Source organism: Sphingomonas sp. Leaf407, assembly GCF_001425385.1.
In the GTDB taxonomy this organism is placed as follows: Bacteria; Pseudomonadota; Alphaproteobacteria; order Sphingomonadales; family Sphingomonadaceae; genus Sphingomonas.
In genome coordinates this window covers 968,821-982,550 of sequence record NZ_LMQO01000001.1, presented here as the reverse complement: position 1 = coordinate 982,550, position 13,730 = coordinate 968,821, and the positions used below count along the sequence as shown (strand labels likewise).

At 67.5% G+C, this 13,730-nt stretch carries 9 protein-coding genes; 5 read left to right on the top strand and 4 right to left on the bottom strand.

The window, feature by feature from the left end; translation table 11 throughout:
• Positions 1-337 precede the first annotated feature (337 nt).
• The 4 genes from ASG37_RS04415 (at position 338) to ASG37_RS04400 (ending at position 5,836) form a co-directional block, all read left to right on the top strand.
• Entirely contained in the window at positions 338-1,714 is a 1,377-nt protein-coding gene (locus ASG37_RS04415) for an aminotransferase class III-fold pyridoxal phosphate-dependent enzyme (RefSeq protein WP_055756418.1), read from the top strand.
• Between the two features lie 38 nt (positions 1,715-1,752).
• Positions 1,753-2,247 (top strand): Lrp/AsnC family transcriptional regulator, encoded by a 495-nt coding sequence (locus ASG37_RS04410; protein ID WP_055756417.1) that lies wholly within the window; start codon positions 1,753-1,755, stop codon positions 2,245-2,247.
• A gap of 25 nt (positions 2,248-2,272) precedes the next feature.
• Positions 2,273-3,427: an amidohydrolase gene (locus ASG37_RS04405; RefSeq protein WP_055756413.1), complete on the top strand. Its 1,155-nt coding sequence runs from the start codon at positions 2,273-2,275 to the stop codon at positions 3,425-3,427.
• 216 nt (positions 3,428-3,643) lie between these two features.
• On the top strand, positions 3,644-5,836 hold the full coding sequence (locus tag ASG37_RS04400; protein ID WP_235525211.1) for a TonB-dependent siderophore receptor: 2,193 nt from the start codon (positions 3,644-3,646) through the stop codon (positions 5,834-5,836).
• A 63-nt stretch (positions 5,837-5,899) separates the two neighbouring features.
• Here ASG37_RS04400 and ASG37_RS04395 read toward each other — a convergent pair whose 3' ends face one another.
• Genes ASG37_RS04395 through ASG37_RS04385 form a run of 3 tightly spaced genes read right to left on the bottom strand, consistent with a single transcriptional unit; the run spans position 5,900 to position 10,775 of the window.
• On the bottom strand, positions 5,900-7,534 hold the full coding sequence (locus ASG37_RS04395; RefSeq protein WP_055756412.1) for a glycoside hydrolase family 43 protein: 1,635 nt from the start codon (positions 7,532-7,534) through the stop codon (positions 5,900-5,902).
• A complete protein-coding gene (locus ASG37_RS04390) occupies positions 7,534-8,877 on the bottom strand; it encodes a glycoside hydrolase family 27 protein (protein ID WP_055756410.1) in 1,344 nt (447 codons plus the stop codon). The genes ASG37_RS04395 and ASG37_RS04390 overlap by 1 nt, the downstream gene beginning before the upstream one ends.
• Positions 8,874-10,775, bottom strand: coding sequence for an NPCBM/NEW2 domain-containing protein (locus ASG37_RS04385; protein ID WP_055756409.1), 1,902 nt, complete (start codon positions 10,773-10,775; stop codon positions 8,874-8,876). The genes ASG37_RS04390 and ASG37_RS04385 overlap by 4 nt, the downstream gene beginning before the upstream one ends.
• Before the next feature lie 196 nt (positions 10,776-10,971).
• On the opposite strand from ASG37_RS04385, the gene ASG37_RS04380 reads away from it, so the two are divergent.
• Positions 10,972-12,930, top strand: a complete 1,959-nt coding sequence (locus ASG37_RS04380) for a sialate O-acetylesterase (RefSeq protein ID WP_200909780.1) — start codon at positions 10,972-10,974, stop codon at positions 12,928-12,930.
• A gap of 122 nt (positions 12,931-13,052) precedes the next feature.
• Here the strand turns inward: ASG37_RS04380 and ASG37_RS04375 are convergent, their stop codons facing one another.
• The gene (locus ASG37_RS04375) at positions 13,053-13,682 is read right to left on the bottom strand and encodes a DUF4198 domain-containing protein (RefSeq protein WP_156349160.1); all 630 of its coding nucleotides are present in this window, start codon (positions 13,680-13,682) and stop codon (positions 13,053-13,055) included.
• Positions 13,683-13,730 lie beyond the last annotated feature (48 nt).

The window sequence follows — 13,730 nt, the reverse complement described above, 5'->3', positions numbered from 1 at the left end:
ATTCAGCTATTCCGGTGCAGTTCGTAGTCGAAAATACCACCATCCTTTGTCACCCCGGACTTGTTCCGGGGTCCACAGTGCAGCGATCGATGCCGCTCGAGGCATCTGCGACAGCGTTCGCGGCCAAGTGGACCCCGGAACAAGTCCGGGGTAACGGAAATGGTCTTTGCTGGCGTTATGGCCGACTGAATGTCGATCGGCCCTATACGGCGGCTACGGCATAATCTGCCGCAGGATCGCCAACTTCGGCAGTCGGCGGCGGCGGCGGTGGCTGGTTGATCGTCCCGCCGCCGCCCGCCGCGCGGTAGGATGCGGCATCACTACCAACGGGGCTGCCATGTTCTCCAATTCGCTGATCGAGGCCGACCGCCGTCACCTCATCCATCCCGTCACCGCATGGCGCGGGCACGAGGCACGCGGCGCGACCGTGCTGACGCGCGCGCAGGGTATGTATCTGACCGACGGCGACGGTCGCGACCTGCTCGATGCCTTTTCCGGGCTGTGGTGCGTCAACATCGGCTATGGTCACGAGAACGTGGTCGAGGCGGCGGCCGAACAGATGCGGCGGCTGCCCTATGCCACCGGCTATTTCTCCTATGCCAGCGAACCGGCGATCCGGCTGGCCGAGCGGCTGGCCACGCTGGCCCCCGCCGGGCTGGACCGGGTCTATTTCACCCAGGGCGGATCGGATTCGATCGATTCCGCGCTGCGCTTCATCGTCCATTACTGGAACGCCAAGGGGCAGCCGACCCGGAAACACGTCATCGCGCTCGACAAGGGCTATCACGGGTCGTCGTCGAACGGCGCGGGGATCACCGGGCTGCCCGCGTTCCACCGGCTGTTCGATCTGCCGCATGGCTGGCAGCACCATATTCCGGTGCCCTATGGCTATCGCCACGCGGCGGGTGACGATCCGCAGGCGGTGATCGCCGCCAGCGTCGCGTCGCTGCGCGACAAGGTCGCGGCGCTGGGCGCCGAAAATGTCGCGGCGTTCTTTGCCGAGCCGGTGCAGGGATCGGCCGGCGTCCTCGTGCCGCCGAAAGGCTGGCTGGCGGCGATGCGCGCCACCTGCACCGAGTTGGGCATCCTGCTGGTCGTCGACGAGGTCATCACCGGGTTCGGGCGGACGGGGCCGATGTTCGCGTGCGAGCATGAAGGCGTCTCGCCCGACCTGATGACGCTGGCCAAGGGGCTGACCGCCGGATACGCGCCGATGGGGGCGCTGCTCCTGTCCGAAGAAATCTATGCCGGGATCGCCGACGGGCCGGACAACCACCTGCCGATCGGGCATGGCGCGACCTATTCGGGGCATCCGGTGTCGGCGGCGGTCGGCATGGCGGTGCTCGACCTGTACGAAGGCGGCATCCTCACCAACGGCATCGCCCGCGCGCCGCAACTGGCGGCGGGGCTGGCGACGATCGCCGATCATCCGCTGGTCGGCGACGTGCGACAGGCGGGGATGCTGGCGGGGATCGAACTGGTCGCCGATCGCGCGACCAAGGCGCGGTTCGACCCCGCGCTGGGCCTTCCCGACCTGCTGACCCGCGCGGCACACGCCAACCGGATCATCTTCCGCGCCTTTGCCGACGGCACGATCGGCCTTGCGCCCGCGATCAGTTGCGACGAAGCCGACATGGACGAACTGCTCGCACGGCTCACCGCCACGCTTGACGACGTGCTGGACCGGCCGGATGTTCGTGCGGCATTGCGATAGACGCCATCAATCCGGCAGGACGGGATAGACTTGCGACCATGACCCCATCGCCCAAACTCGACCGACTGGATTTCCGCATCCTCGCGCAGTTGCAGCGCAACGGGCGGATCACCAACGTCGATCTGGCCGATGCGGTCGGCCTGTCGCCCAGCCCGTGCCTGTCGCGGGTCAAGAGGCTGGAAAAGGCCGGGTATATCACCGGTTATGGCGCGCATGTCGCGCTTGCCAAGCTGGGCGAGACGCTGACCGTCTTTACCGAGGTGACGCTGAAGGACCATCGCACCGGCGATTTTTCCCGGTTCGAACAGCGCGCGCGCAACCTGCCCGAGATCGTCGAATGCCACCTCGTCAGCGGCGGCTACGACTATCTGGTGAAGTTCATCACCCGCAACGTGTCGCAATATCAGGAACTGATCGAATCGATCCTCGAAAGCGATTTCGGGATCGAGAAATATTTCAGCTACATCGTCCTGAAGTCGCCGATCGTGAAACGCTACGACCCGATCGAGGCGCTGTTCGAGGATCGCGGCTGAACCCCTAGCCCGGAAGGCCCCGCCGATGCGTATCGATGCCCACGACCTCGCCGACCTTGCCACATTGCGTCGCGACCTGCACGCTCATCCCGAACTGGGCTTCGCCGAGCATCGTACTGCCGGGATCATCGCCGCCGCGCTGCGCGATGCCGGGCTGGAGGTGACGACCGGCATCGGCGGGACCGGGGTGGTCGGCACGCTGCGCAATGGCCCCGGCAACGGCGCGATCGGATTTCGCGCCGACATGGACGCGCTGCCCTTTGCCGAGGAAACCGGGCTGGAATATGCCAGCACGACGCCCGGCGTGTTCCATGGCTGCGGTCATGACGGGCATAGCGCGACGCTGATCGGCGCGGCGCGGCATCTCGCGCGCACCTGCGAGTTTTCGGGCACGATCCATTTCATCTTCCAGCCTGCCGAGGAAGGGCAGGGCGGCGCGGACGCGATGGTGCGCGACGGATTGTTCGATCGCTTTCCCTGCGACCGGGTGTTCGCGCTGCACAACTGGCCCGACCTGCCGCTGGGCAGTGCGCGGACCCGGCCGGGTCCGATCATGGCGGCGGCCGACCGGTTCGACATCACCATCACCGGGCGCGGCGGCCATGCGGCGATGCCGCACCAGACCCCGGACGCGATCCTCGCCGCCGCGACGCTGATCGCACAGCTCAACACCATCGTCGCCCGGCGCATCCCCCCGACCGAGAGCGCGGTACTCTCGGTCACGAAGGTCGCCGGGGGCGATTCGCACAACGTGCTGCCCGCCAAGGTCACGCTGACCGGCACGGTCCGCACCTTTTCGGGCGCGGTGCAGGACCGCATCGAACAATCGGTGCGCGCGATCTGCGACGGGGTGGCACAGGCGAGCGAAACCGTGATCGCCATCGACTATGTCCGCTATTATCCCGCGACCGTGAACGATCCCGCTAGCGCCGCGATCGCGCTGGCCGCCGCGCAGGCGGTGTGCCACGACGCCGGCGAAGCGCCAGCACCCGCATTCACCTCGGAGGATTTCGCCTTCATGCTGCGCGCGCGGCCCGGCGCCTATCTGTGGCTCGGCCAGCGCGACGAATCGCACACCGCGCCGCTGCATCACCCCGCCTATGACTTCAACGATGCCGCGACCCCGATCGGCATCGCGTGGTTCGCCGAACTGGCCCGGCGGGAGCTTCCTGCCGGCTGACGGCATGATCGCGTGGCAACGCCACGCACAACGCTGCATTTCGTTCCGATCCTGTCACGGCTTCGCAACAAAATGCTTGAACCCCTCGCCCATTATCCAGGTGCCGCAGAGGCGGCGCTACACCGGTCCGCCGGTCCGCAAAGGACCGGAAGCGAAGATCGGGACGCCGCCAGGTTGAGGACGATGCGACAGCCGTTTCATGCTTGGGGGGTTCTTATGCGCAACCGACAACTGCTTTTCCTCAGTGCCGCCGCTCTGGCGTTCACCATGCCCGTCGCCGCCACCGCACAGGATGTCGCCGCGACCGCCGGTGTTGCTGCCGCCGCGACGGCCGACGCCGAACCCGACCAGCAGGCCGACATCGTGGTGCAGGGTCAGCGTCAGCAATATGTCGCCAACGTCCCCACCATCGAAGTGCCGCAGAGCATCCAGATCCTGTCCGCCGCGACGCTGAAGGATGCCGGGATCACCCGGCTGGACAACGCCCTCGACTTCGCGACCGGAATCGCGCGGCAGAATAATTTCGGCGGGCTGTTCGACGTGTTCGCCTGTCGCGGCTTCACCGGCGATGAGGGAACGGCCAGCAACTATCTGGTGAACGGGTTCAACGGCGCGCGCGGCTATGGCGGATCGCGCGACATGTCGAACGTCGAACAGGTACAGGTGCTCAAAGGCCCCAACTCGTCGCTGTTCGGGCGGGGCGAACCGGGCTGTACCGTCAACATCATCACCAAGAAGCCGGGGTTCGACCTGCACGGCGGCGCGATCCTGTCGGCGGGCAGCTTCAACAACTATCGCAGCGAGGGCGATGTGAACGTGCCGCTGTCGAGCAAGATCGCGGTGCGCGTGACCGGTGCCGCCGAATCCGCCGACAGCTTCCGCGATTTCATATCGAGCCAGAAGGTGACGGTGACGCCGTCGGTACTGGTGAAGCTCGGGCGCGACAGCTCGGCCAGCTATGAATTCGAATATATCGACCAGAAGGTGATGTTCGATCGCGGCATCGTCGCGCCGGGCGGCAATCTGTCGCTGGTTCCGCGCGAACGGTTCTTCGGCGAACCGGGCGACGGTCCGGTCCATGTCCGCGCCAAGGGGCATCAGGCGCAGTTGCAGCATGATTTCAGTTCCGACTGGTCGCTGGTGCTGGGCGTCGGCTATCGCGACACCTTCTTCAAGGGCACCTCGACCGAGGCGGAACTGGCCGCCGGTCGCCAGCGGCTCTACACCGACGGCACCACCCTGTCGCGCCAGCGCCGCGCCCGCGACTATTCGACCACCGACCTTACGTTCCGCGGCGAGCTGAGCGGCGAATTCTCCACCGGATCGCTCACCCACCACATGATCGTCGGTGCCGACTGGGACCAGTATGAGCTGGACGTGATCCAGAACCGTTATCGTCCGCCGCTGGTCGCGTCGCAGGCGGCGGGCAATCTGGTGGCGGGCAACCGCGTCGACATCTTCAACCCGGTCTATGGCAAGCAGCCCGCGACCGGCACCTTCCAGAGCTATCTGGAACGGCAGTTCAGTTGGGGTGGCTATCTTCAGGATCAGGTCGATGTGACCGATGCGCTGAAGGTCCGCTTCGGCGGGCGGTACGACGAATTCGAACAGGTGATCGACGAGCGTGTCGGCGGGCGCCGGACCCAGCAGTTCAAGACCGCGTTCAGCCCCTCGGTCGGCGCGACCTATCTGATCGGCGACGCGCTCTCGATCTATGCCAATTACGGGCGCGGCTTCCGCCCGAACAACGGCACCGATGCGAACAACAACCCGTTCCTTCCCGAACGCACCGAATCCTACGAGGCCGGGGCCAAGGTCGCGCTGTTCCACAACCGGCTGACCGGGACGGTCGCGCTGTTCCGCACGACCAAGAGCAACGTGCTGACCGCCGACCCGGTCAACGCCAACTTCTCGCTGGCGGTGGGCAGGGCGCAGAGCAAGGGCGTCGAGGCCGAACTGTCGGGCAATCTACCCGCCGGGTTCCGCGTCCAGTTCAATTACGCCTATATCGACGCGACGGTGGCGCAGGACGCGCTCGACCCCAATTTCGGGTTCGGGCTGCGCAAGGGCGATCCGCTGCTCAACATCGCCAAGAACAGCGGCAGCGCGCTGATCTTCAAGGATTTCGACATCGGCAGCAGCCGGCTGACGCTGGGCGCGGGGGTGAATTATGTCGGGCGACGGCTGGGCGAAACCGGCTATCGCTTCCCGAACGGCGACTTCTACTATCTGCCGGGCTATACGCTGACCCGGCTGACCGCCGCGTTCGAACCGACCGACCGCATCCGCGTGTCGGGCGAAGTCACCAATCTGTTCGACAAGCAGTATTTCCCCAGCTCCTATTCGCGGCTGTGGACGCTGCCGGGCGCACCGCGCCAGTTCATGGTGCGCGTCGGCTACAGCTACTGAGCGCGGAACGCCGTCCGTAACGCCTGTCCCCGGGCCAGTGCTATGGCACTGGTCCGGGGACACCTATTTGCGCCAGGCATAGGGGCCGATGACCGTGCCGGTGAAGCCGCCCGCCGTCGCCGTGCTCAGGAACCGGGCGTCGAGCCCGGTTTTCAGCGTCGCGGCCCTGCCACCGGCGCGATAGTCGACCGCGATCGTGCCGCCGTCGATCCGCAGCGTCAGCGTGACCGGGCCGGTGCCGTTCCATGGCGCGGAGGCGATGAGGCGTTCGTCGCCCTTGTCGCGGGTGAACAGCGCGATCGCCGGTCGGCCGGCGATCCGCGTGGCGCCGAAGAACAGATAGCTCCGGTCGCTCTGCAACGCGACCAGCCCGGCGCGATCACCGTCGCCGGTCGGGACGAAGCGCACCGTCGTCGACACCGTCGCCGTGGCATGCTGCTGCCGCCGGCCGACGAAGCCCGGCACGCCGTTCTGGTCGCCAAGCGCCGCTCCGCCGGGAACGATCAACTCGCCGCCCGCGATGCTGTACACCGGCGTGCGCGGCGTGCGGATGCCGACCCACGACAGGCCCAGCCTCGGCGTGTCGAACCGGTCGACATAGGCGAAGTCGCCGGTCGTCGGCCGCGCCGGCGCGGGCTGGCGCGGCAGCGCGGGGCGGCTGGCGACATGCGGGATCGGCTGGCCATTGGGCAGGATTACCGGCCAGCCGTCGACCCATGTCACCGGCAGCAGGAACGTCTCGCGCCCGGTGTTGTAGTAATCACCGGCATAGGGCTGCACGGCGAGGAAGGTCGCCCACCAGTCGCCGCGCTGCGTCTGGACGAACTTGGCATGGCCGGCCGAGGTGATCGGGTTCGCCCGCCCGGCGGGCAAATCACGCTGCGTCAGGATCGGGTTGCCGGCGAACGGCACATACGGCCCGCGTATTTCGCGCGATCGGAACACGACCTGCGAATGATTGACCTCGGTCCCGCCCTCGGCGGCGGTCAGATAATAATAGCCGTCTTTCCGCAGGATATGCGGCCCTTCGATCCACACCGGCTGCCTGGTGATGTCGACCCCGCCGTCGACGATCTGGGTCGATGGCCCGATCATCCTGCCCGCGCGCCAGTCGAATTCTTGCACCCACAGCGCGCGGTGCCCTTCGTACCGGGCAGGTCCAGCGGGGGCGCGGTTGTTGACGATCCATGCGCGCTCGCCCTCCCAGTGGATCGACGGATCGATCCCCTCGAACGGCAGCCACACCGGGTCCGACCACGGCCCCTTCGGATCGCGCGCGGTGATGACGAAATTGCCGCCGCATTCGACACAGGTGTTGACGATGTAGAAGGTGCCGGCGTGATAGGAAATATCGGGCGCGAACACCGCTTCGGACACGCGCCGCCTGCTGAAATCGAGCTGGATCGGCCGGTCGATCGCGTTGGCGATCTGCGTCCAGTGGACCAGATCGCGCGAATGGAAGATCGGGATGCCGGGGAAATGCGCGAACGACGAATTGGCGAGGTAATACTCCTCGCCGACGCGCACGATCGACGGATCGGGATAATAGCCCGCCACGATCGGGTTGCGATACTGGTCGGGGCCGGGCACCGCGCGATCGATCGTGCGACCGGTATAGCGGAATTCGCTGAAGCGCGCCGGTTCGCTGGCGACAACAGCCGTCCCGAACAGCGCGAGCGTGGCGAACAGCATCCGCATCACGCTGCCGCCAGCCGATAGAGCGCGGCACCGTGCGATGGCAGGTCGGCCTCGATCCGGCCGGTTACGGGTGGCAGGTCGGCACGCGCCCACAGGTCGCGGACGCGCAGCCGCCCGGCAAGGTTCAGCCAGCGCGGATCGATCCCGATCCGGGCCGCCTTGGGTGTCGGGTTGAACAGCGCGAGATAGGTGTCGCCGTTCGCCGCACGCGCTTCCCACGCGCGCATCCCGTCCTGAACATGGAGCGGGCGGTTGCGCGAACTCGCCTGATTGACCGCGATCACCTCCGGATTGGTCAGCAACGCCAGCGTCGCCGCGTCGAGATGGCGCAGGTCGCCGCCCATGATGAGCGGCGATCGGGCGATCGACCACAAGGTCATCAGCGTGCGCTGTTCGGGTGCGGTGAACTTCGTATCGCGCTGCCCCAGCGCCAGCCGGCCGAGCGGCAGCATGTCGGCATCGGGCCAGCCGCCCGGCCCCGCATACCGCTGCCAGTTTTCCAGCCGGGTGAACTGTGCGTCGAGCAGCGCCCATTCGTCCCAGAAATCGTCGCTGATCCGCCACATCTGCGCATGCGCGCGGACATGGTCGGCCGAGGACAACGGCGTTTCGCCCGGCGACAGGCTCAGCAGGATCGCCCGGCCCGAACGGCGGATCGCGGCGGCGGCCGCCTCGATCTCGGGCGCATGCGAGTCATACGGGCGGCTCATGTCGTCCATCTTGACAAGGTCGACGCCCCAGTCGGCATATTGCGCGAACACGCTGTCGTAATAGGCCTGCGCACCGGGCCGGCGCATGTCGACGCCGACCATGTCGCTGTTCCACGAACAGATGCTGGTCGGGTCGGCGATGTCCTGCGCGCGATACCGGGTGCCGAGGATCGGCAGGTTGCGTCGCACCGCCTCGCGCGGGATGCCGCGCATCAGGTGGATGCCGAATTTCAGACCCATCGCATGGACCCGGTCGGCGATGCTGCGAAAACCGCGACCATCGGCGGCGGAAGGAAAGCGCTTCGGATCGGGCTGCAACCGGCCGTGCCCGTCGAGCACCGGCACCGCATCGGCGCGATATTCGTATCCGGTCGCGCCGGGTTCGTACCATTGTATGTCGATGGTGAAGATCGAATAGCCCGCCGGCAGCAGCCGGTCGCGCTGGATCGTCGCGGTTTCCAGCGCCTGCGCCTCGGTAATCGTGGTGGCGAAGCTGTTCCAGCTATTCCAGCCCATCGGCGGGGTGGGGGCGAGCGGCGCGCCCTTGCGCGGGGCGGCACGGGCGATGCCGGCGGCGGCGGCAGGCGCGATGCCGCCGGCGGCGATCAGCGTGCGGCGCGACAGGCGGGTCACTGCGTCACCAGCGCGGCATCGGCCCACACTACCGGATCGGGGAATCGTTCGCCCCGTTTCCCCTCCGCGACCAGCTCGACCAGCTTCACCCCGGCGACATCGGCGGCGATCGGGACCGCCGCCTCGCCGAAACGCATCGGTTTCGACCGGGCAAGCAGCCGGCCGTCGCCATAGACGGCGAAGCGGACCGGATGGCTGCGGTCGCGCGCGCTGTCGTCTACCCCGACCGAGGCGGTGAAGCGCTTCGCATCGCCCGCGCGAACCTCCAGCCGCGAATTGGCGAGCACGCCCAGACCGGTCGCATAACGCTTGCCGGCGATACCCAGCGTCTCGCCATAGGGCGTGGCGTCGACCTGCGCGCCGCCCCAGCCGGCATAGCGCGGCCGCTCGCCGCCGCCGCGCGTGCTGTTCCAATGGAGGATGCCACGGTGGATCATCGGTTCGTTCTCCGGCACCGTGATGCCATCGACCGCCGGGTTCACCCGCCCGGGCAGCTCGGAGAGATACAGTCCGTTCGGCAACTGCCGGCCGCCCCGCGCGCGGAATACCAGCGCCTGATGCGCGGCGAGCGTGAATGTCCGTTCGTCGCGGAAGCTGGTCCGCGTGCCGGTCCACAGATCGTCGAGGCTGATGTCGGCATCGGCGCGCAGTTTCAGGTGGTCGGCGGTCAGTGTCGCGTCGAACGGCTTGTCGCGACGGTTGAGGATCGCCACCGCCTTGGTCCCGTCGGCCAGCGCCTTGACGTAGATCTGCACGTCCTCGCTGTCGTACGCCAGCGTCGCCTGATTGCCGGCCGGGTCCTGGTTGAGCGCGATGATCCGCTCGTTGCCGAGGATCGCCATCAGCTCCGGCCCCGCCTTGCGCAGATCATAGCCGATCAGCAGCGGCGCGTTGACCATCGCCCACAGCGAGAAATGCGCGCGCGCTTCGGTCAGGTGATCCTTGTCGAAATCGCCGGTGCCGACGAACAGCATGTCGGGATCGTTCCACGAACCGGGATGGCCATAGAGCGCGCGGCGCGACGTGCTGTCGAGATTGTGGAGCATCCGCGTCCACGACGCGGTGATGTCCTCGCTGGTGCGCGAGGTGCCGCCGATGAACCGCCCCCACGAGCGCACATCGGCCGATCCCCACAGGCAGACCGAAAAGATATAGTCGCCATCGGGATTGTGGCGCTTCAGCGCGTCGGCGACCTGCTGGTACAGCCCGCGCACCGCCGCAACATCGGTCCGGCCGAGCGAATCGACGTCGACGATCGGCCCCAGCGCACGGTAGCGGCCGCCCTGCACCATCTTGCTGTCGGGGCCGAGCGCGCGGATGCCGCAGCCGTCGACCTTGATGTAATCGAAGCCCCATTCGGCGAAATAGGCGCGAATATCGCCATCGACATGGTCGTACAGCCCTATCTCGCGCTCGGCCATGCTGCCTTCGGGCTGGTTCGGGCCGTTGGCGGTATAGGCCTGCCCGCACGAATTGCGGCCGATGTCGGTATAGATGCCGGCCTTCAGCCCCATGGCGTGCAGCCGGCCGGTCAGCGGGCGAAAGCTGGTGGCGCCGTCGGCGGTCCGCGCCGAGGGGAAGGTGGCGGTGCGGATCAGCACCCGCCCGTCGCGCTGGCGGCGTTGCAGCCACCAGCCGTCGTCGATGTTGACGTAGCGATAGCCTTTGGCGGCAAGACCGGAATCGACGATGATCTTCGCCGAGGCGAGCACCTTCTCCTCGTCGACATCGGTGTAGAAGGCGTTCCAGCTATTCCAGCCCATCGGCGGCAAACTGGCGCGGCCGGCGGTGTTGGCGCTCCAGCGACCAGTGGGGGCAAGCGCCTGTCCCGCCGCGACGGCGGGCAGGGCGGCGGCGGCGAGCAACAGCCCTCCGGTCCAGCGTCTCCACGATGCCATGCTACTCTCCCCGTTCGATCCCGGCCTTTGCGGCGTTCGGATCGGCGTATTTGTCTGACCAGGGAGCGTCAACGCGCTTTTTACATCCGCGCCGCTAAAGGATCGGCCGTGGCGCGGGCCGATGACCTGCGCCATGATAGCGATGTCAATTTGTGAGTCGGGGAGTGGGATGCGGATGATGGCCAGACGGCGGGCGATGCAATGGTTGGCGGGCGCGGCGATGCTGGGGGCGGCCGTGCCGGCCTTCGGCCAAGCGACGGCGGTGCCGCCGACAGGCGCGCAGTTCGCGAACATCTTTGCCGATCATGCGGTGGTGCAGCGCGACCGGCCGATCGCTGTCTGGGGCACCGGCACACCCGGCGGTACGGTCAGCGTGCAACTGGGCGATCGTCGGGTAAGCGCGAAGGTCGGCAGCGACGGTAGCTGGCGCGTGATGCTGCCGGCGATGCCGGCGGGCGGGCCGTACACGCTGTCGGTCGGCAGCGCTGGCGCGGCCGCGCAGACGCTGTCGGACATCATGGTCGGCGACGTGTTCCTGTGCGGCGGCCAGTCGAACATGGAGTTCAAGGTGTCGGCCTCGACCAACGCCTGGGGCACGACCCGTTCGTCGGCCGATACCGGGCTGCGCTTCGTCGTGATCGACGACGCCAACCGGCCGAACGTCGCCAAGGACTTGGACAAGCGCGCGAAGTGGGCGCAGGTCTCGCCCGAGACGGTCGGCGATGCCTCGGCGGTCTGCTATTACATGGCCCGCTCGCTTCGTCAGTCGGAGAAGGTGCCGATCGGCTTCATCTCGTCCGAATGGGGCGGCACGCGGATCGAAAGCTGGATCAGCGCGCCCGCGCTGTCGACCGTTCCCGACCTGCGCGCCGGCGTGGCGGCGGTGGCGCAATATGGGCGCGATCCGGCGGCGGCGATCCTCGCCGATGGCGAACGACGCGAGGCATGGTGGCAGGCGAACGATCCCGCCGCGACCAGCCAGCGCGCATGGCGGACCGAGGGCTTCGACGACGCGGCTTGGGGCACGATCAACGAAGCGGCATGGCGGCAGGCGGGAATCCCCGCGCTGGCCGATTTCGAGGGCGCGGTGTGGCTGCGCACCACGATCGAGCTGACCCCCGAACAGGCCGCCGCCGCCAGGACGCTGCGGCTGGGGCCGATCGACAAGTTCGACGAAAGCTATGTCAACGGCACCTATGTCGGCGGTGGCAGCATCGAATGGGCATGGCGCGGCTATGCGATCCCGGCGGGCAGGCTTCATGCCGGGCGCAACGTTGTGGCGATCCGCGTGCTGGGCGGCGCCAACGGCGGCGGCTTCGCCAGCCCCGCGCCGCGCGGGGTCGAGCTGGCCGATGGCACGCTCGTTCCGTTCAAGGGGCCGTGGCGCTATGCGAAGGGTACGCCGCTCAAGGACAAGTGGATCGCCCCGCCGCCATGGGATACGCCCAACAGCCTGACCACGCTCTACAACGGCATGATCGCGCCGTTCGCCGGCTACGGGCTGAAACTGGCGGCATGGTATCAGGGGGAATCGAACGCGGCGGAAGCCGGCGCCTATCGCCGGTTGCTGCCGCTGCTGATGGCCGACTGGCGGCGGGCGTTCGATGCGCCGAAACTGCCGTTCTTCGTCGTGCAGCTCACCTCCTATGGCAAGCCGATGACGACGCCCGGCCAGTCGAGCTGGGCCGAATTGCGCCAGGCGCAGGCCGAAGCGGTCGCGGCCGATGCCGATGCGGGGCTGGCGGTGACGATCGACGTCGGCGACCGGTTCGACATCCATCCGACGCAGAAGACGCTGGTCGGCGAGCGGCTGGCCCGGCTGGCGAGCGTCATCGCCTATGGCAAACCGGGCACGCGATCGGGGCCGGAAGCGGTCGACGTGACCCGCGCCGGGGCCGATCTGGTCGTGCGCTATCGCAACGCACTGGGCGGATTGCAAAGCTACAGCGGCGCGCAGGCGATCGGGTTCGAAACGTGCGCGGGCGAGACGTGCAGCTATGCCACTGCCGTGCCGCGCGGCGAGACGGTGGTGCTGCCCGGCGCCAACAGGCCGGGGGTGACGCGGGTGCGCTATGCGTGGGCCGACGCGCCGTTCGTCAACCTGTTCGACAAGGCCGACCTGCCCGCCGCACCGTTCGTGTTGCCGGTGAAGTAACCTTCCCTACATCGTCATTCCCGCGAAGGCGGGAATCCATAGACGCCGGTGTTTCGATGGAAGCACCGGCGTCGGCGTATATGGGTCCCCGCCTGCGCGGGGACGACGATCGGAGAGTATCCCTATTTCGCCACGAAGGTCGTGGTGGCGGTGTGATAGATTTTGGCGACCGGTCCTGCGGGCACCGCCAACTGGCCGGTTTCCTCCTTGGTCGCGCTCAACAGATAGCGGCCTCCCCCACGCAGCGGCACGGTGACGATACCGTTCGCGTCGGCGCTCAGCACCTTCGTCCATTTATCGGGCGACACCACCGTCACCTTGGCATCGGCGACCGGCTTGCCGCCCTGCATCAGCGCGAAGCGATTGCCATTGGCGGTGAGCGGCGCGATCTCGTACGGCATGGCGGTGGCGGTATCGCTGCGCCCGGCGCGCGCGTAATAGATCACCGCCTCCTTCGCACCCTCCGCCCCCCATGGCGCGAACACCGTATCGTCGGTCACGCGCAGGTCACCCTTCGCCGGCACTATCGCCTCGATATAGCCCGCGCGGCGATCGCTGCGGGTGGCGGCGGTGCCGACGAACTTCGGTGCCACCAGCCGCTTGAATTCGGGATCGCCGCCCGCCGGCATCGGCTCGGCCGGTTCGCCAAGGTAGATGCGTGCCGGCCCCGCGCCGTCGCGCTCGATCCAGACTTCGTGCGCCTGCGCAACGGCGGGCAGGGTAAAGGCAAGGATAAGCGCCAGCGATCGCATGATAATCTCCCGGGGCGGACAAGGACGTCCACGATTGTCACGGCATAG